This is a genomic window from Roseobacter cerasinus (assembly GCF_009811755.1).
Classification (GTDB): Bacteria; Pseudomonadota; Alphaproteobacteria; order Rhodobacterales; family Rhodobacteraceae; genus Roseobacter; species Roseobacter cerasinus.
Map to the genome: position 1 here is coordinate 164,591 of NZ_BLIV01000003.1, position 18,246 is coordinate 182,836.

Annotated in this window: 17 protein-coding genes; 7 read left to right on the forward strand and 10 right to left on the reverse strand. The window is 62.4% G+C overall.

Features of this window, described 5'->3' with window-relative positions:
* Positions 1 to 20: 20 nt before the first annotated feature.
* Complete coding sequence (cysE, locus tag So717_RS08345) at positions 21 to 830, forward strand: serine O-acetyltransferase (RefSeq protein WP_159975970.1); 810 nt, start codon at positions 21 to 23, stop codon at positions 828 to 830.
* A 64-nt stretch (positions 831 to 894) separates the two neighbouring features.
* On the opposite strand, the gene So717_RS08350 is transcribed toward cysE, so the two are convergent.
* The 5 genes from So717_RS08350 to So717_RS08370 form a co-directional block, all read right to left on the reverse strand.
* Entirely contained in the window at positions 895 to 2,196 is a 1,302-nt protein-coding gene (locus So717_RS08350) for a pyruvate dehydrogenase complex dihydrolipoamide acetyltransferase (RefSeq protein WP_159975972.1), read from the reverse strand.
* Between the two features lie 10 nt (positions 2,197 to 2,206).
* Positions 2,207 to 3,586, reverse strand: a complete 1,380-nt coding sequence (locus So717_RS08355) for a pyruvate dehydrogenase complex E1 component subunit beta (protein ID WP_159975974.1) — start codon at positions 3,584 to 3,586, stop codon at positions 2,207 to 2,209.
* A 3-nt stretch (positions 3,587 to 3,589) separates the two neighbouring features.
* Positions 3,590 to 4,600: a pyruvate dehydrogenase (acetyl-transferring) E1 component subunit alpha gene (gene pdhA / locus So717_RS08360; protein ID WP_159975976.1), complete on the reverse strand. Its 1,011-nt coding sequence runs from the start codon at positions 4,598 to 4,600 to the stop codon at positions 3,590 to 3,592.
* Positions 4,601 to 4,749: 149 nt separating this feature from the next.
* The gene (locus tag So717_RS08365; protein WP_159975978.1) at positions 4,750 to 5,049 is read right to left on the reverse strand and encodes an FtsB family cell division protein; all 300 of its coding nucleotides are present in this window, start codon (positions 5,047 to 5,049) and stop codon (positions 4,750 to 4,752) included.
* Positions 5,050 to 5,163: 114 nt separating this feature from the next.
* Positions 5,164 to 6,351: a phosphoglycerate kinase gene (locus So717_RS08370; protein ID WP_159975980.1), complete on the reverse strand. Its 1,188-nt coding sequence runs from the start codon at positions 6,349 to 6,351 to the stop codon at positions 5,164 to 5,166.
* Positions 6,352 to 6,477: 126 nt separating this feature from the next.
* On the opposite strand from So717_RS08370, the gene So717_RS08375 reads away from it, so the two are divergent.
* Together So717_RS08375 and So717_RS08380 are read left to right on the forward strand one after the other, a co-directional pair.
* Positions 6,478 to 6,984, forward strand: coding sequence for a peptidylprolyl isomerase (locus So717_RS08375; protein ID WP_159975982.1), 507 nt, complete (start codon positions 6,478 to 6,480; stop codon positions 6,982 to 6,984).
* Positions 6,977 to 7,522 carry a peptidylprolyl isomerase gene (locus So717_RS08380; protein ID WP_159975984.1) on the forward strand — a complete coding sequence of 182 codons (546 nt, stop codon included), beginning with the start codon at positions 6,977 to 6,979 and terminating at the stop codon, positions 7,520 to 7,522. The genes So717_RS08375 and So717_RS08380 overlap by 8 nt, the downstream gene beginning before the upstream one ends.
* An 80-nt stretch (positions 7,523 to 7,602) precedes the next feature.
* On the opposite strand, the gene So717_RS08385 is transcribed toward So717_RS08380, so the two are convergent.
* Positions 7,603 to 7,881, reverse strand: coding sequence for a hypothetical protein (locus tag So717_RS08385; protein WP_159975986.1), 279 nt, complete (start codon positions 7,879 to 7,881; stop codon positions 7,603 to 7,605).
* A 149-nt stretch (positions 7,882 to 8,030) separates the two neighbouring features.
* On the opposite strand from So717_RS08385, the gene So717_RS08390 reads away from it, so the two are divergent.
* Positions 8,031 to 8,822 (forward strand): CE1 family esterase, encoded by a 792-nt coding sequence (locus So717_RS08390; RefSeq protein ID WP_159975988.1) that lies wholly within the window; start codon positions 8,031 to 8,033, stop codon positions 8,820 to 8,822.
* A gap of 117 nt (positions 8,823 to 8,939) precedes the next feature.
* Here the strand turns inward: So717_RS08390 and So717_RS08395 are convergent, their stop codons facing one another.
* The 4 genes from So717_RS08395 to So717_RS08410 form a co-directional block, all read right to left on the reverse strand.
* The gene (locus So717_RS08395) at positions 8,940 to 9,437 is read right to left on the reverse strand and encodes a bactofilin family protein (RefSeq protein ID WP_159975990.1); all 498 of its coding nucleotides are present in this window, start codon (positions 9,435 to 9,437) and stop codon (positions 8,940 to 8,942) included.
* Positions 9,427 to 10,758, reverse strand: a complete 1,332-nt coding sequence (locus tag So717_RS08400; RefSeq protein ID WP_159975992.1) for a M23 family metallopeptidase — start codon at positions 10,756 to 10,758, stop codon at positions 9,427 to 9,429. The genes So717_RS08395 and So717_RS08400 overlap by 11 nt, the downstream gene beginning before the upstream one ends.
* Positions 10,759 to 10,941: 183 nt before the next feature.
* On the reverse strand, positions 10,942 to 11,751 hold the full coding sequence (locus So717_RS08405) for a ferritin-like domain-containing protein (protein ID WP_159975994.1): 810 nt from the start codon (positions 11,749 to 11,751) through the stop codon (positions 10,942 to 10,944).
* Positions 11,748 to 12,209 carry a peroxiredoxin gene (locus So717_RS08410; protein WP_159975996.1) on the reverse strand — a complete coding sequence of 154 codons (462 nt, stop codon included), beginning with the start codon at positions 12,207 to 12,209 and terminating at the stop codon, positions 11,748 to 11,750. Before So717_RS08410 ends, So717_RS08405 begins: the two co-directional genes overlap by 4 nt.
* A gap of 123 nt (positions 12,210 to 12,332) precedes the next feature.
* Between So717_RS08410 and So717_RS08415 the strand changes: the two genes are divergently transcribed.
* The 3 genes from So717_RS08415 (at position 12,333) to So717_RS08425 (ending at position 18,169) form a co-directional block, all read left to right on the forward strand.
* Positions 12,333 to 15,671 (forward strand): YhdP family protein, encoded by a 3,339-nt coding sequence (locus So717_RS08415; RefSeq protein ID WP_238840751.1) that lies wholly within the window; start codon positions 12,333 to 12,335, stop codon positions 15,669 to 15,671.
* A gap of 75 nt (positions 15,672 to 15,746) precedes the next feature.
* A complete protein-coding gene (gene queA, locus So717_RS08420) occupies positions 15,747 to 16,796 on the forward strand; it encodes a tRNA preQ1(34) S-adenosylmethionine ribosyltransferase-isomerase QueA (protein ID WP_159975998.1) in 1,050 nt (349 codons plus the stop codon).
* Positions 16,797 to 16,903: 107 nt separating this feature from the next.
* Positions 16,904 to 18,169: an MFS transporter gene (locus tag So717_RS08425; protein WP_159976000.1), complete on the forward strand. Its 1,266-nt coding sequence runs from the start codon at positions 16,904 to 16,906 to the stop codon at positions 18,167 to 18,169.
* The last annotated feature ends 77 nt before the right edge of the window (positions 18,170 to 18,246 follow it).

Here is an 18,246-nt window from a genome sequence, read left to right on the forward strand (position 1 = left end):
ATAGCAGAAGGATGGGCGCGATGGCTGAACGCAAACCGAATATCACCCCGGTTGATCCTGCGTGGGATCAGATCTGTGCCGAGGCGCGACAGGCGGCTCTGGACGAGCCGCTGATGGGTGGCTTTCTGCATGCTTGCATTCTGCATCACAAGAACATCGAAAAGGCGCTCTCTTACCGGATCGCCGCCAAGCTGGCGTCTAACGAGATGTCGATGGTGGTCGTGCGCGAGATGGTCGAGGACGCCTATGCGAGCGATCCGTCACTGGTTCAGGCGGCGCGCGCGGATCTTGTGGCGATCTACGAACGCGACCCGGCGTGCCACCGGTTGTTGCAGCCGATCCTCTATTTCAAAGGGTATCAGGCGATGCAGGCTTACCGGGTTGGGCATCACCTCTGGACGCAGGGCAAACGCGATCTGGCGTATTTTGTGCAGATGCGGGTCTCGGAGATTTTTGGCGTTGACATCCACCCTGCGGCCCGCATCGGGAAGGGCATCATGATCGACCACGCGCATTCCATTGTCATCGGTGAAACGGCGGTGGTGGGGGACAATGTCTCCATGCTGCATTCGGTGACGCTGGGCGGCACTGGCAAGGAAGAGGAAGATCGGCACCCGAAGATCGGCAATGGCGTATTGATCGGCGCGGGCGCCAAGGTGCTCGGCAACATCAAGGTGGGCGATTGCAGCCGGATTGCGGCGGGTTCGGTTGTCTTGGAAGAAGTGCCGCCCTGCAAGACGGTCGCGGGGATCCCTGCGCGGATCGTAGGCGAGGCGGGCTGTGATCAGCCGTCCATTTCCATGAACCATATGCTCGGCCCTCAGGCCTGAGAGCTCTGTAGACACTGAAAAGACCGGGGCTGAGCCCCGGCTTTTTTTGTTTTGAGCCTCGGCTTTAGGCGAGCATGGTCATCGGGTTTTCCAGATTGTCCTTGATCGCCTGGAGAAGCTGCGCCCCAAGCGCGCCATCGATCACACGGTGATCGACCGAGAGGGTCACGGACATCACGGTGGCGACGGCCAATTCTCCATCCTTCCCGACAACCGGTTTCTTCACACCAGCCCCGACAGCGAGGATCGCACCATGGGGTGGGTTGATCACCGCGTCGAAGTTGTCGATGCCGAACATGCCGAGGTTGGAGATGGCAAAGCTGCCGCCCTGATATTCATGCGGGGCAAGCTTGCGGTCGCGGGCGCGGGTCGCGAGGTCTTTCATTTCCGCTGAGAGGGCAGAGAGGGATTTCATCTCGGCATCTTTCAACACGGGCGTGAAAAGCCCGCCTTCGATAGCCACGGCTACGGCGACGTCAGAGGGTTTCAGCTTGAGCATCCGGTCGCCGGCCCAGACGGCATTGGCGTCGGGCACCGCCTGCAGGGCGAGTGCACAGGCCTTGATGATGAAGTCATTGACCGAGAGTTTCACGCCGCGCGCTTCCAACTGTTTGTTCAACTCGCCCCGGAACTTCAGCAGCGCGTCGAGCTCGATATCGCGGCGCAGGTAGAAATGCGGGATGGATTGCTTGGCTTCGGTCAGGCGGCTGGCGATGGTCTTGCGCATGCCGTCGAGGCTGACCTCTTCGTAGTCGCGCCCTTCATACATCGCCATCACAGTGCTGGCGCTTGGTCCGGACGCGGCGGGCGCAGGGGCGGCCGGGGCTGCTGCCGCGGGCGCGCTTGCGGCTGCCTTGGGCGCCGCCGTTGCGTTTTCCACATCTGCCTTCACGATCCGGCCGTGTGGGCCGGAGCCTTTGAGGCTGGTTAAATCGAGCCCTTTATCCTTGGCAATTCGGCGCGCCAGGGGAGAGGCGAAGATGCGAGTGCCGTCGGCGGCTTTCGGAGCAGCGGAAGCAGGCGCGGGCGCCTCGGAGGCCGCAGGGGCCGCCTCGTTGCCCGCGTCGGCAGCGGGTGCTGCCTCCGGCGCTGATGAAGGCGTTGCGATATCATCTGCGCTTTCGCCGTCTTCGAGCAGGATCGCGATGGCGGTATTCACTTTCACGCCTTCACTGCCCTCAGCCACGAGGATCTTGCCGATGGTGCCTTCATCAACGGCTTCGAATTCCATTGTGGCCTTGTCGGTTTCGATCTCGGCCATGATGTCGCCGGAGGAGACCGTGTCGCCCTCCTTGACGTGCCATTTGGCCAGCGTGCCTTCTTCCATGGTCGGGCTGAGGGCGGGCATGAGGATTTCTGTCGGCATGTCGCGCTCCTTAGCTGTAGGTGACTTTTTTCACGGCGGCGATCACCTCTTCGGTGGTCACCAGGGCCAGTTTTTCGAGGTTGGCCGCATAGGGCATTGGCACGTCCTTGCCGGTGCAGTTGATCACGGGGGCATCGAGGTAGTCGAAGGCCTCCTGCATGATCACGCTCGTGATGTAGTTGCCGACGGAGCCCTGCGGCCAGCCTTCCTCGACCGTGACGCAGCGGTTGGTCTTCATCACTGATTTCAGGATGCTGCCGGTGTCCATCGGGCGCAGGGTGCGCAGGTCGATGACTTCGGCGGAGATGCCGTCTTCCGCGAGCTTGTCCGCGGCTTCCAGCGCGTAAGTCATGCCGATGCCGAAACTGACGATGGTGACATCCGTGCCTTCGCGCCAGATGCGGGCTTTGCCAAACGGGACCGCATAGTCGTCCAGTTCCGGCACGTCGAAGCTGCGCCCGTAGAGGATTTCGTTTTCGAGGAAGATCACCGGGTTGGGGTCGCGGATCGCGGTTTTCATCAGCCCTTTGTAGTCGGAGGCGGAGTAGGGCATGGCCACTTTCAGGCCTGGGATCTGCATGTACCAGGCGGCGTAGTCCTGGCTGTGCTGGGCACCCACGCGGGCGGCGGCGCCGTTGGGGCCGCGGAAGACCATGGGCGCGCCCATTTGGCCGCCGGACATATAGAGCGTTTTGGCGGCAGAGTTGATGATCTGGTCAATGGCCTGCATGGCGAAGTTGAAGGTCATGAACTCCACGATGGGGCGCAGCCCGCCAAAGGCGGCACCCGTGGCGATGCCGGCAAAGCCGTGCTCGGTGATCGGCGTGTCGATCACGCGCTTGGCGCCGAATTCATCGAGCATGCCCTGGCTGATCTTGTAGGCGCCCTGATACTCGGCGACCTCTTCCCCCATCAGAAAGACGCTGTCGTCGCGGCGCATTTCTTCGGCCATGCCGTCGCGGAGCGCCTCGCGGACGGTTTGCTGTTTGAGTGTTGTGCCTTCGGGCCAGTCGGGCGAGGTGTCCGTTTGCGGCGCGGCAAGGGCGGGCGCCTCGGAGCCTCCGCTGGAGGCCGCCTCGTTGCCCGCGTCGGCAGCGGGGGCTGCCTCCGGCGCGGCGGCGGGCGTTGCGATATCATCGGCACTTTCGCCCTCGTCGAGCAGGATCGCGATGGCGGTGTTGACCTTCACGCCTTCACTGCCTTCGGCCACGAGGATCTTGCCGATGGTGCCTTCGTCCACGGCTTCGAATTCCATCGTTGCCTTGTCGGTCTCGATCTCAGCCATGATGTCGCCGGAGGAGACGGTGTCGCCTTCCTTCACCAGCCATTTGGCAAGCGTGCCCTCTTCCATTGTCGGCGAGAGCGCAGGCATGAGAATTTCGGTTGCCATGGATCAAGCCTCCTGCGGGAATTCGGTTGCGTAGATGTCGGTCCAGAGCTCGTCGAGCGCGGGCTCCGGGGAGGTTTTGGCGAATTCGGCGCTCTCGTTCACGATATCCTTGATTTCCTTGTCGATCGCCTTGAGATCGTCTTCGCTGGCGTGCTTGCCGGTGAGCAGCAGGGAACGGACCTGTTCAATCGGGTCGCGTTCGTCGCGCATCTTCTGCACCTCTTCGCGGGTGCGATACTTCGCCGGGTCCGACATGGAGTGGCCCCGGTAGCGATACGTCTTGATCTCCAGGATGTAGGGCCCTTTGCCCGCGCGGCAGTGCGCGACGGCCTTCTGCCCGGCCTCCTTCACGGCCAGCACATCCATACCGTCCACCTCCTCGCCGGGGATGCCATAAGCCGCACCGCGCTCCCAATAGCTGGGCGACATGGTCGAGCGTTTCGTCGAGGTGCCCATGGCGTATTGATTGTTTTCAATGACAAAAACGACGGGCAGCATCCACAGCTCCGCCATGTTGTAGGATTCGTAGACCTGGCCCTGGTTGGCCGCGCCATCCCCGAAATAGGTGAAGGTCACACGGTCATTGCCCTTGTATTTGTCCGAGAAGGCCAGCCCCGCGCCCAGCGGGACCTGGGCGGCGACAATGCCGTGGCCGCCGTAAAAATGCTTCTCTTTCGAGAACATATGCATGGAGCCGCCCTTGCCCTTGGAATAACCGCCTTCCCGGCCCGTGAGCTCGGCCATCACGCCGTTGGGGTCCATCCCGCAGGCCAGCATGTGACCGTGATCGCGATAGGATGTGATGCGCTTGTCGCCCTCTTCAGCGGCCGCCTCCAGACCGACCACAACCGCCTCCTGCCCGATATAGAGGTGGCAGAACCCGCCAATCAGACCCATGCCGTAAAGCTGCCCCGCCTTTTCCTCGAACCGCCGAATGAGCAGCATGTCGCGGTAATACGCCTTGAGCTCATCCGCAGAGACATTGGGTTTTTTGGTGGATTTTCGCGGTGCCATCTGAGCGGTTCTCCCTCGTCGCGCCCGGTGTGGGGCAGATAGTTTAGCGTTAAACTATCTTTTATCGGATTCGACAACGGATTGCGAGGGGCAATCTGACGCGCGGTCAACCATACGGTCAAACGCTTTGTTTCTATAGCCAAATCAACCTAGCGGATGACGATCTCATCCGCCCGGATCATGCCCAGAACCGAGCGCGCCTGTTCGTCCAACAGATCGAGGTCCAGGAAATCGTCAGATAGCCGCCGGGTCAGGTTTTCCATCCGGGCAACCTCTTTGCGCACGTCTCCAAGCTGGGACTTCAGCGCTGTCGCCTCGGCACTAATCTCGGCGCGGCGGAACAGACCAAAGTCACCTTGCACGGCGGCGAAGGTGAAATAGGTGCCAAGGCCAAGAGCAAGCGTAAAAAACACAAAGGCACCCAGGGCGGGTCGGGGGGATCGGGTCATCTGCTCGGCCTTCTGGTCGCCTCTTCGCGGGCGTGCATTACTTATGACACAGCGGAGCCGACAAGGGAATCCCCTTTGTCCCAAAGCCATGCATCACAAGCGTTTTGGTGCCGTTTAGGCCGAGAGCGCTGCGACCCCGGGCAACTCCTTGCCCTCCATCCACTCCAGAAACGCGCCGCCCGCAGTGGAGATATAGGTGAACGCCTCAGCCGCACTGGCCTGATTGAGCGCCGCGACCGTGTCGCCGCCCCCGGCAACGGACACCAGATCGCCCGTGCCCGTGCGTTGCGCCGCCTCAATTGCGGCGGCTTTGGTAGACTGATCGAAAGGCGGGATCTCGAAGGCGCCGAGCGGGCCGTTCCAGATCAGTGTTTTCAACCCGGCAAACCCGGCGATCACGGATTTGACGCTGTCAGGCCCGGCATCCAGCACCATCTGATCCGCGTCGAGCTTGGTGTCTGGCCCAAGAGCGATCACCTCATGCGCAGCGCCCGCTTTGAACTCGCATGCAACCAGCCCATCCACGGGCAGCAGGATACGACAGCCCGTTTTCTCAGCTTGCGCCATGATGGCCCTGGCCGTGTCGATGAAATCGGGTTCCTGTAGCGATGCGCCCAGCTGGGCGCCCTGGGCCGCCAGAAAGGTGTTGGCCATGCCGCCGCCGATCACCAGCAGATCAAGCTTACCCACGAGGTTCTCCAGCAGGGCAATCTTGGTAGAGACCTTGGCGCCGCCCACAACCGCGCCAACCGGGCGCTTGGGCGTCGACAGCGCGCTTTCCAGCGCCGACAGCTCCGCCTGCATCAGACGGCCCGCGCAGGAGGGCAGCAGATGCGCCACACCCGTGGTCGAGGCATGCGCCCGGTGCGCGGCTGAGAAGGCATCGTTGCAAAAGATATCGCCAAGCGAGGCGAGAAATTGCGCCATGGCCGGATCGTTCGCCTCCTCCATCGGGCTGAAACGTGTGTTCTCCACCAGCACCACCGCGCCCTCGGGCAAGGACCCGAGGGCCTCCGGATCCGGGCGCTCGACAAAGGTGACATCCCGGCCAAGTGCGGATTCCAGGGAAGGCAAAGTGACACGCAGCGACATCTCGGGCACCACTTTGCCCTTGGGTCGTCCGAAATGCGCCAGCAGGATCGGAAGGCCGCCGTTCTCCAGAATGTCTTTGATCGTCGGCACAATCCGGTCGATGCGTGTGGTGTCGGTTACGCGGCCGTCTTCGACGGGTACGTTGATATCGACCCGTACCAGCACCCGTTTGCCCTGAAGGTCCATGTCGTCCAGTGTCTTCCAGCCCATCCTGCGGTCCTCTCATTTCCGTCGCGCCTTTGTGTTGCGCGTATCATTGCCTGCGTCAATGACCGGCTTGGCATTCAGGGCGCCACCAATTAGGAAGTGGCCAAACTATGAGGTAAGGAGTGCGGCATGGCCGAGATCAAAGACCCCGAAAACACCATTCTGATGGAGCTGAAGGGCGGCACCGTGACCATCCAGTTGTTGCCGGACGTGGCCCCCAAACATGTGGAGCGGATGAAGGAACTCGCCCGGGCCGGAGAGTATGACAATGTCGCTTTCCACCGGGTGATCGAAGGGTTCATGGCGCAAACCGGTGACGTACAGCACGGTGATATGGAAGACGGGTTCAACCTGTCGATGGCTGGCACGGGCGGGTCTGATCTGCCGAATGTGCCTGCGGAATTCTCCAAGATCCCACATGCGCGTGGCAGCCTTGGTGCCGCGCGGTCGCAAAACCCGGACAGCGCAAACAGCCAGTTCTTCATCAACTTCAAGGACAATGACTTCCTGAACGGTCAATACACCGTTTACGGCCAGGTCATCGAAGGGATGGAGCATGTGGATGCGATCACACGGGGCGAGCCGCCAGCCGAGCCCGACCGGATGATCTCTGTCAAGGTGGCGGCGGATGTATAAATCTGCCCTAGCCGCCCTAATGCTCGCCACGCCCGCCGCAGCGACCGGCATCGAAATCACGGTCGCGGGTGAAGCCAGTGGGACGATCAGCATTGACCTGCTTGAAGACGTGGCGCCCGGCCATGTGGAACGGATCACCGCGCTGGCGGAGAGCGGGGCTTATGACGGCGTCGTCTTCCACCGGGTGATCGAGGGTTTTATGGCTCAGACCGGCGATGTGGAATTCGGTAAATCCGGCGACGACATGCGTCGTGCGGGCATGGGTGGCTCTGATCAGCCGGACCTGGCGGCAGAGTTCTCAGACGTGCCCTTTGACCGGGGTGTCGTCGGCATGGCGCGGGCGCAGGACCCTGATTCCGCCAACAGTCAGTTCTTTATCATGTTCAAGGAAGGCTATTTCCTGAACGGGCAATACACCGTTGTGGGCCGTGTCACCGAGGGTTTGGAGGTGCTCGACGCCATCAAGCTGGGCACCGGGCCAAATGGGGCCGTCATTGGCGCGCCTGACGTGATGCAGAAGGTGACTGTGACTGAGTAAGTCTAAATCGTTGGGCTGGCCTTGGCTGGCCCAACCGCCTTCGGGCCAGCTTTGAACGGTGTGTGGCACCTAGGATGATGTCAGTCTGTTGTGGGGGGCGCTGGCTCGTGCCGTTCCTCCACAAAGAGGCGCCCTTCTGTGCGCGCGGCCTCATCGATGGCAGCCCCAATCAGAGATTGGAACAGGGCATTGGCCTGTGGCGTGACACCCGGCGCGGGCGACTGGACCTGTCCCACCACCGCACTGGAGCTTGCGGTGTTGCGGTGGCCATCGAACCTCGGCGGGCCGGATGTCTCCTGCGCGGCGGCGACCAGAGGCGAGAGCATGATCGCAAGCTGGATCATCGGGCGTATCATCACGGTCTGCTCCTTCCTAAATCGCACACAATGTTACCATGTGATTGTGGCTCTCCCTGAGCTATAGCGAAACATGGTTATTAAAGCATTGCTCGCCGCTGATGCAGCGGCTATCGCTGAAGGCCTGCGGTGTTTCGGTAAGGGGGTGCAACATGGCACGACTGTCTGAGGGTCTGGCTGCGCTGGTGGTGGCCGTTAGTTTGGTTGCAGCGCCCGCGTTTGCGGACAGCGCTGCGCCGCAACGTTTGAGCATCGAGACGCTGCCTTACCCCGCCGGGGTCACGAAGCCAGGCGCCAATGTGAGCTATGTGGCCCCCGATCTGTCGGCCCTGCGACACAGCATCACCTACGACGGTTCCGCGCGGAGCTACTATTTGCATGTGCCTGACACAGCCGCGTCGGGCCCGCGCCCGGTGATCCTGCTGCTGCACGGAGCACAGCGCGACGGCGCATCGATGATCGACATGTGGCGGAACGTGGCGGATCAGCATGGCGCGGTGCTTGTTGCCCCGGACTCCTTTGGCGCAGGTTGGTCGCCGGTCGAGGATCATCCGAACTTTCTGATGACGACGTTGCGCGATGCGAGCGTGCGCGCGCCTCTCGATCCCAGCCGTGTTTATCTTTTTGGCCATTCTGCAGGCGGCGTGCTCGCAACGCTCTATGGCAACCGGGTGGGCGCGCCCTGGCGGGCTGTGGCGACCCACGCAGGCACGCTGGACCCGGCCAACATCGCACAAGCTGAGGCTGCCCCACCGATGCGCCACTATGTTGGTACAAATGACCACCTGTTTCCGGGCCGCGCCGCACAGGTGAGTGCGCAGGCTCTGGTCGACGCCGGGCATGAAATAGAGCTTCGGATGATCCGCGGGCATACCCATTGGTACTATGCGATCGGCCCGCATCTGAGCGAAGAGATCTGGGCCTATTGGCAAGGGCTGGAGTAAAGGAGGCGACAGCTCGCCGAGCGCAGATCGCCGACCCAATCAACCATATCGCGGCATCTTTCAATGAAAAGGCGCCGCTTTTGCGACGCCTCCATACGACAACGGGTTTTCAGCAGCTTAAGAAGCCGGGTTGGCCTTGGCCGCAGGCGCGGATTTCGCACCGGGGCTGAGCGGGTCGTCCTGCCGTTGCACAGAGCCTTCGAAATGCGCGCCGCTCTCGATGGCAATGGTCTTGTGGATGATGTCACCCTCGACCCGCGCGGTCGAGGTCAGGCGGACCTTCAAGCCACGCACACGGCCCACGATGCGGCCGTTCACCACCACATCATCTGCGATGACCTCGCCCTTGATGGTCGCGGTCTCACCGATGGTCAGCAGATGCGCGCGAATGTCACCCTCGACCGTGCCCTCGACCTGGATGTCGCCGGTGGTCTTCATATTGCCCGTCACATGCAGGTCAGACGACAGCACGGAGGCTGGCGGTTTGGCCTTGGGTGGGGCCGGCTTGTAGTCTGCCGGGGCAGGGGAGGCCGGCGCCGAGGACGCCGCAGGTTTTGCTGTCTCGGTGTCCGCCTGCTTCTGGCCCGGTTCGTTGATTTTGCTCTTAGAAAACATCTCTTGCAGCCTTGATATAGATCATTGGGTTTACAGCTTTCCCGCCGACTCGCACCTCATAGTGCAGATGCACGCCGGTCACCCGTCCACTTGCACCCATATCACCGATATGATCCCCGCGCGAGACCCTTTGCCCAACTTTGACGCGAATTTTTGACAGATGCGCGTAGCGTGTCTCTATTCCAAAGTCGTGCTGGATCTTGATCAGCCGTCCATAGCCTGACTGCCAGCCTGCATGGATGACGACGCCATCTGCGGTCGCGTGCAGATCCGTGCCCACGGGGGCCGCGAAATCAACGCCTTTGTGCATGCGCCGACCGCCGGTTTTCGGGTCGCGGCGAAAGCCATACTCGCTGGTGAACCGGAACGCCTGTTTAACCGGCAGCGCAAAGGGCGCCCGCTCGGCCGCGATCCGGTAGAGGTTCAACTCATCCATCTGTTCCAGAAGGCGGTTGGCGCGCAGGAAGTCGGGCGACAGCTCCTCGCCTCGGCTGGAGAAAGACAGCGGCGTCAGCGGGCCGCCTTTGCCGGAATAGCCGCGGCGGACCTGGTCAAGAATGCGTTCGGGTGGCATGTTTGCGGCCCGGAACATCTTGTCCAGTGGTTTGACCGAGATCGTCATCGCCTCTTCCAGCTGGCGGAAAATCTGGTCGTTGTTTTCACGCATCAATGCGATTTCCAGCGCCAGATCATCCGCCTGATCAAGCGCGTCTTGCGCGTCAGCGACCATCTGGTCGCGTTCCTGCGCGGTCCGGGCCAGAGCATCCGCAAGGAAATCAACCGGTGCGCCCGTTTCTGCCGATGCCAGCGCGGTGGGGCGTTGGTCTGCATCGGCTTCACTTTGCAGCGCCGCAAGCGCAACCCGTGCGGCCTCGCGCTCCTCCATCGTGCGCCGCAGAGTGGACTGCACAACCTCCAGGCCGGTTTCCAGCTCGTGCCGCCGGGTCTCAGACGTCAGCAGATCGGACTGCATCACCGAGATCTGATCCAGCGCGGCGTTAAAACGTTCCTGCGCGGCCAGGGCCTCACCCGCGCGTTGATCGCGTTGGGCGGCCAGATCATCGAGCCGCGCCTGATAGGTTGCCTGGTCGCGTTTGGCCTGATCGCGGAAATTCCCGGCCCCGATGCTGTCCATCAGCAAAACGGCCGTGGCGATGATGGACCAGCCGACAAGAGCAGCAGCGCCGGTCACAGCAACCAATTGGGTTTCGGACTTGAGGCGAATAAATCTGGTGTCAGTGTCGGATTTCAGAAAGACGCGGCGTTCGGGGAAATAGCGCTCCAGGAGCCCATGAACCTTTATTGCCAAACGTGTCCGCACAAAGTCGTCCCTCTGCTCGTCTTCCCCGGATGCGCACCCATTCTGTCGCGGGCTCACACCACATTTCAATTTGCTTAAAGAGCGGGCAGAGATGGGGCAAGCATGATTAACGCGGGATCGACAACTTGAAGTTGATTTGTTGCAAATCGGCAAAAATCTGCTGATATCTAGGGGTTTTTGCGCTCAAACACCCTCTGCAAGCGGCCAATAGAAGTCCGGAGGGATCCCGGCTTCGGCGCGTTTCTCTTCGTTGAAGGGCGGTTTCAACGCACCGTGGAAGTAAGTGCGCACCAGCGCGTGGAAGCGTTCCTTCGGGTCCTCTTCATGCCGGCCGCAGAGAAAGTGGAACCACTTCGAGCCATAGGCCACATGCCCAACCTCTTCGGCATATATGGTCTCAAGGGCGGCCACCGCATCAGCGGCCTTGGCCTTGCGGAAGACTTCAATCATTCCGGGCGTCACATCCAGCCCGCGCGCTTCAAGGACCATGGGCACAACCGCCAGGCGGCCCATGAAATCGTCAACCGTATCCTCGGCGGCCCGCCACATGCCGGCATGCGCGGGCAAGGCACCATAGTGGCTGTCCAGTGCTTCAAGGCAGTCACACATCAGATTGAAATGTTTGGATTCTTCATCCGCCGCCTTCACCCAGTCGTCATAGAACCCCATGGGCATTTTCACATGAGCAAAGCGGGCGATGATGTCCCAGTGCAGGTCCACCGCGTTCAGCTCGATATGCGCCACCGCATGCAGCAGCGCGATGCGCCCCTCAGGTGTGCCGGGGCGGCGGCGCGGCACGTCGCGCGGGCTCAGAAGTTCGGGTTTGGCGGGCCGTGCAGGGTGCAGCGGCGGGTCGGCGCGTCCGATCTCAGGTGTCTCTCCACGATCACGCGCGGCCTGCCAGCCAGCGGCATAGCGGCGCGACAGTGCCGTCTTTTCGCGGCCATCCGCAGTGCGCAACACCGCCTCAGCCATCTGTGCCAGCGGCATCATAGAGACTGGACCGCCTCCAGCACCTCATCCACATGGCCGGGGACTTTCACCTTAGGCCAGACGCGCGCGATCGTGCCATCACCCGCGATCAGAAAGGTCGAGCGCTCAATCCCCATGAATGTCTTGCCGTACATGCTCTTTTCCTTCCACACGCCATAATCCTCGCAGGTCGAGTCATGCTCGTCCGACAGAAGCGGCACGGTCAGCTCTTTCTTGGCAACGAATTTGTCGTGGCTCGCCATGCTGTCTTTCGAGATGCCAAAAACCTTGGCGCCTGCGGCCTCGAAGGCGGGCTTGCTTTCGGAGAAGCCCACGCTCTCTTTTGTGCAGCCGGGCGTGTTGTCGCGCGGGTAAAAGAACAGCACCACGGGCGCGCCTTTCAGGTCGGACAGGGTGACGTCGCCGCCATCGGTGCTGGGCAGGGTGAAGTCGGGGGCTGGGTCGGAAATCTCAGGCATGACACGCTCGTGGGTTTAATGGATTGCTTTCCAGTGACATATTAGAACGGAGCGTGCGACAGAAAAGGCCCATGCGTCCGTTTACCTGTCGTCTTTATTGAAACTCAAAGGTCGCCCGGAGAAGTGAGCACCACCCCCGCAGAACCGCCCAGACGGCGCCTCAAGAAACGGTACGTGCTGCCGGTGCTGGCGCTTGCGCTGGTTTTTGCCGCCGTTGGGGGGGCGGTGCTCTGGGTCAAGGATCGCGACATCATTGTGCCCGACTGGGCGCGTGCGCAGATCCAGCAGCGGCTGACCGAGGCCGCGCCTGAGACGCGGGTTGATTTTGGCGAGCTGCTGCTGATCGTGGACGAAGACTGGCGGCCCCGCGTCCGGGTGCGCGATGTGCGGATCTCCACCGAGACGGGCACCGAAGTGGTCAGCTTCTCTGAGCTGCGGGCAAGCCTGTCGATGACCGGCTTGCTGAAGCAGCAAGTGGAGCTGAAATCGGTGGATGCCAGCGGTGTGTTTCTGACGCTGCACCGAGATGCGGAGGGGGTCACCCTGTCGGGCGGGCTTGGCGCGCGCAGCGCCTCGCGCGCGGCTCCCAACCTTGCTGAGCTTGTGGCGGAACTGGATGATCTGTTGCTGAGGCCCGGGCTGGCCCGGCTCACTCGGGCGCAGGTGCAGGCGCTCACCCTGCGCTATGAGGATGAGCGCACAGGCCGGGCCTGGACAATTGACGGCGGGCGGCTGACGCTGGACCGGTCGGGCGCTGATCTGCAAGTTGCTGTGGATATCGCGGTGCTGGGTGGGGGCGCAGAGGTGGCCACGGTCTCGGCCAATTATGCGGGGCGCATTGGCGCATTGGCCTCTGATTTCGGCGTGACCTTCGCGAACGTGGATGCGGCGGATGTGGCCGCGCAAGGCCCCGCCTTCGGATGGCTGCAGGCGCTGGATGCGCCCATCTCCGGATCTCTGCGCGGCGGGGTAAACGAAGACCGCAGCTTTGATCCGCTGAATGCGTCGCTGCGGATCGGTGAGGGCGTGATCCAGCCGACGCCGGAATCGCGCGCGATCCCGATCACCAGTGCCTTCAGCTCCTTCACTTACGTCCCCGCCACGCGCGTTCTGGACTTCAACGACCTGTCGGTCGACAGCAAATGGGTCAGCGGGCGGCTCAGCGGCACAGCGCAACTGGCTGACGACGGCCGGGGCCGCATCGAGGATCTTGTGGGCCAGCTTCGGCTGACCGATCTGGCGATCAACCCGGCCGATTTCTACGCCGAGCCGGTGCGCATTGCCGAAGCTGAGCTGGATTTCCGCCTGACCCCAGAGCCCTTTGCGTTGCAGCTGGGGCGGTTGCAGGTCATCGACGCGGGGCAGGTGTTGACCGCCAACGGACGTTTGACGGCAGATGCACGCGGCTGGGACATTGCGCTGGACGCGCAGCTCGATGGGTATGAGCACGGGCGGCTGTTGCAGTTGTGGCCTGAACAGATCGGCGCCAAGACCCGGCGTTGGCTGAGTGAAAACCTCTTTGCAGGCCAGTTGCGCGATATTGGCGCCTCCTTGCGATGGCAGGCGGGGGAGGAGCCGGAGATCTACCTGGGGTTCGATTTTGAGCAGGCGGATGTGCGCTTTCTCAAGGAGATGCCTCGGATCGAAGGGGCGAAGGGGCACGCCTCGCTGCTGCGCGACCGCTTTGTGCTGGTTGTCGATGACGGTGGGGTCGACGCGCCGGAGGGGGGGGCTATTGGTCTTGCGGGGTCTTCCTTCATTGTCCCGGACGTGAAGGCGAAGGAGGGCACACCAGGCGTGGTTCGCCTGCAGACCACCTCGTCGGTCACGGCGGCCCTGTCGATGCTGGATCAACCCCCGCTCAATGTCATGCGGAAGGCCGACCTGCCGGTGACATTGGCAGAGGGGCAGGCGCAGATGCAGGGCACTCTGGCGCTGCCGCTGATCAAGGATCTGCCGGTCGAGGCAGTGGAGTTCAACGTGACAGGCCGCGTAACGGATGTGCGCAGCGATGCGCTGATCAAGGATCGGGTGCTGAGCGCAGAGCGCTTGGATCTTGTGGCCTCCGACGAGGGGGTGCGCGTCTCGGGACGGGGCACCCTTGATGGCGTGCCCTTCGATGCCGGATGGTCGCAGCCCCTGAATGCCCCCGGCGCGCCCGGTCAGGTGGTGGGAGAGGTCGAGGTGTCACCGCAGACACTGGAGGCGTTCAACATTGATCTGCCGCCCGGCACGCTGAGCGGGCAGGGGCGCGCCGAAATCGACATCACACTGGTCAAAGGCGCAGCCCCGGCGCTGCGTCTGACCTCTGATCTGCGCGGCGTTGGCCTGTCTGCGCCGTCGCTCGGTTGGGGCAAAGCCGCAGCCACGCCCGCCAGTTTCGAACTTGTGGCAGAACTCTCCGAAGTACCCGTGATCGAGAGGATTGCGCTGGACGCGCCGGGCCTTGATGCCAGCGGAGAGATCACCCTGACCCAAGAGGGCGTGCTGGAGCGGCTGCGGTTTGACCGTGTGCGTGTGGGCCGCTGGCTCGATGCGCCGGTTGATCTGATCGGGCGCGGACCGGGGGTGCCGCCCGCGATTGTTCTGCGCGGCGGGCGGCTTGATCTGCGGGCGTCTGATCTGCCGGAGTCGAATGGCGGTGGGGAGAGCGGGCCGCTCACCGTTGCGCTGGACCGCCTGCAGGTCACGGATGCCATTGCGATCACCGGACTGCGTGGCGAGTTTGCCGCAGGCACCGGGCTGGATGGCCGCTTTTCCGGGCGCATCAACGGGGGCGCGCAGGTTGTGGGCCGGATGGTGCCCCAAGGGCAGCGCAGCGCAATCCGGTTGACCGCGCAGGATGCGGGCGCGGTCTTTGCCTCCGCCAATGTGGTTCAGACGGTGCGTGGCGGGGTGTTCGAGCTTATCTTACGGCCCGTCGGCACCGGCGGCGCCTTCGACGGGCAACTGAAGGTGCGCAACACAAGTGTGGTGGATGCGCCTGCGATGGTTGCGCTGTTGAATGCCGTGAGCATTGTGGGCCTCTTTAATGCGGAAGGGGGCGACAGCCTGTTCTTCTCGGATGTGGATGCGGATTTCCGCCTCTCCCCGCGCCGGATCACCCTGCGGCAGGGCAGCGCGGTGGGGCCTTCGACCGGGCTCTCCATGGATGGGGTCTATGCCACCGACACCGGCCAGCTCCAGATGCAGGGCGTGATCACGCCGGTCTATGTTCTCAACGGCATCGGCAGCATTTTTACGCGCCCGGGTGAAGGGCTTTTTGCCTTCAACTACACCATCGGCGGCTCGGTGCGTGACCCGCAGGTCTTTGTGAACCCGCTGACCGGCCTCGCTCCCGCCGGTATCCGCGATCTCTTTCGCGCGCCCAAGCCCGATGTGCCCCTGGCCGAGGGCGAAACCCCACCGCCGCCCCCACCCAAACCAAAGCGGCGCGAAACCATCCGGGGGTCGGACCGGTAGGTTTTTGCGCGGGCGGACCAGTTTGCGGCCTATGTGTCATTGCGCCTCAAAATGACTTGCCCCAAAAGGCGCGCCATGAACCTGAGCGATTTTGACTTCGATCTGCCCGAGCGGCTCATTGCAACGCGCCCCGCCGTGCCACGCACCTCGGCGCGCCTCCTGGTTGCGGAAGGCGGCGACATCGTCGATGCAGTGGTCTCTGACATCACCCGTTTTCTGCGGCCCGGAGACCGGCTGGTGTTGAACGACACGCGCGTGATCCCGGCGCGGCTGACCGGGCTTCGGCACCGGATGAGCGCGCAGGGTGCCACGCAGGCCAAGATAGAGGTCACGCTGCTGGAACCGCGTGCGGATGGCGCCTGGGCGGCGCTGATCAAACCACTGAAAAAGTTGAAGCCGGGGGAAGAGGTGATTTTCAGCGCTGATCTGCGCGCCACTTTGCAGAGGGTCGAAGACGGGCAGGGGCACTTGGAATTCAACCTGACCGGCGATGATTTCGATGCCGCGCTGAACGCCGCGGGGGCCATGCCGCTGCCGCCCTATATCGCGGCCAAGCGACCGGCGGATGCCCAAGACCTGACGGACTACCAGACTGTCTTTGCGCGCAACAGCGGAGCTGTGGCCGCGCCCACCGCCTCGCTGCATTTTGATGAGGCGCTGTTGCAGGCGATTGCTGATCATGGCGTCAGTTTTAGCCATGTGACCCTGCATGTGGGGGCTGGCACGTTCCTGCCCGTGAAGGTCGACGATGTGACCACGCACAAGATGCACAGCGAATGGGGCCAGGTGAGCGCGCAGGCTGCCGCTGAAATCGCCGCCACCAAGGCCGCCGGAGGCCGTGTGATTCCCGTCGGCACCACCGCCTTGCGCCTGATCGAGACAGCGGCGCGCGGCGGCGTGATCTCCGCCTGGGAGGGCGACACGGACATTTTCATCTACCCCGGCTTCGCGTTTCAGATCACCGACGCGTTGATGACCAATTTCCACTTGCCGAAATCGACCCTGATGATGCTCGTCTCTGCGCTGATGGGTCAGGAGACCGTGCGGCGCATTTACGATCACGCCATTGCTCGGGAGTATCGTTTCTTCTCGTACGGTGATGCGTCGCTGCTTGTTCCGGAGTGATCCAATGTGCTCAAAACGACGTCGCAGGTCGCGCATGAGCGTGACCGGCGCTGCGACCTGCGGCAGGGAGGGGACACCACGTCATCCCAGCCCGGCGGGAGAGTCTTATGCTTCAGGTTCTGTCTAGCGCTTGGGCGCTGTTGCTCGGCATGTCGCTGCTGATGGTGGGCAACGGGATGCAGGGCACGCTGCTGGGCATTCGGGGTGAGATCGAAGGCTTCTCGACCCTGGAGATGTCCATTGTGATGTCCGCCTATTTCCTCGGGTTTCTTGGCGGCTCCCGCATGGCGCCGGGTATGATCCGCCGGGTGGGCCATGTGCGTGTCTTCGCTGCTCTGGCCTCGCTGATCTCAGCGGTGATGATCCTCTATCCGACGATTACCGAGGTTTGGCTTTGGACATTGGGCCGCGTGCTGATCGGCTTTTGCTTTTCTGCCGTCTATGTGACGGCTGAAAGCTGGCTGAACAACGCGGCCACAAATGAAAACCGCGGGCAGGCGCTGTCGCTCTACATGATCGTGCAGACGGCAGGCATTGTGGTCAGCCAGGCGCTGCTGCTTACGGCGGATCCATCGGGCTATGTGCTCTTTGTGATCCCGTCAATTTTGGTGTCCATCGCCATCACACCCATTCTGTTGTCGATCAGCCCGACACCTGCCTTTGAAACCACCAAACCGATGAGCCTGCGCGAGCTTGTGGGATACTCCCCCTTGGGCTGCGTGGGTATGTTTCTGCTGGGTGGTGTCTTTGCCGCGCAGTTCGGCATGGCCTCGGTCTATGGCACCAAGGCGGGCTTGAGCGTTGCGGAAATCTCGACCTTCGTGGCCATGTTCTTTGTGGGCGCTGTCCTGCTGCAATACCCGATCGGTTGGATCTCCGACCGGATGGACAGGCGGTTCTTGATCCTGATCGTATCTGCCGTTGGGGCGGGGGGCTCCGTGCTTGGCATGCTGCTGGGCGGGCAGTTCACGCTCCTCTTGGCGTCAGCCTTCATTGTGGGCGGCATGTCCAACCCGCTCTATTCCCTGCTCATCGCGCACACCAATGACTTTCTGCAGCATGAGGATATGGCCGCAGCCTCCGGCGGGCTGATCTTCATCAATGGTTTGGGCGCGATCCTGGGGCCTATCATCACCGGTTACATGATGGATGTGGTCGGACCGGCGGGGTTCTACCTGTTCACCGGCGTGCTATTCGTGGCGCTGGTCTTTTACGCCGCCTATCGGTCGACGGTGCGCAAATCCATCCCGGTGGACGAGACCGGCGCTTATGTGGCGGTCGCCCCCTCCTACACACCGCTGGCGATGGAATATGCTCAGGAATATGCCATCGAGACCGAGTTGAGTGAAGAAAATACAACCAGCACGCCCTGATAGCGCAAGCAGGGGTTGAATGTGACGCATTGATGTAAAATGTGACTAGGAGTTTCGGCAAAATGGAACTTAACATC